The following is a 460-nucleotide window of genomic DNA, read 5'->3' on the forward strand; positions in this document are numbered from 1 at the left end:
ATCAAAGGTTATATCGCGAAGCTTGAGAAACACTACCTGGCCAACAAAGAAAAAAACCTCGCCTTCGCCCTTTTAATAGACTTCAAAGAGGCAAGCGAGAAAGAAATCCCTCAGGATAAAGACATTCTTTCAGCCGAAGCGGCCGGTGTCGATGAGCTAAACGCCAAATACGGCGAAATCTTTTATTGCTTCCAACGCAGGCGCGTACATGATGATATAAACAAAAAATACGTCGCATACGAACGCAAACGCGGGGCAATTTTGGAGCTAGTCAATCTAATCAAAAACGGCGATAGAGGCAGCTTCATAACGCCGAAAAATATCGCCCCACTAAGAGATTTCAAATATATAATCGCCCTAGATATCGACACGACGCTCGGCATAGACGTCGCGAAAAAAATGATAGGCTCGATGGAACATCCGCTAAACTCGCCCGTATTATGCGGCGGCAGGGTGATAC

Annotated in this window: 1 protein-coding gene; it reads left to right on the forward strand. The window is 45.7% G+C overall.

The annotated features are described in order from the left end of the window. On the forward strand, nucleotides 1-460 hold a 460-nt coding region (locus ACYVTD_RS16675), incomplete at both ends, for a hypothetical protein (protein WP_461248773.1).

Source organism: Treponema sp. R6D11 (assembly GCF_054786075.1).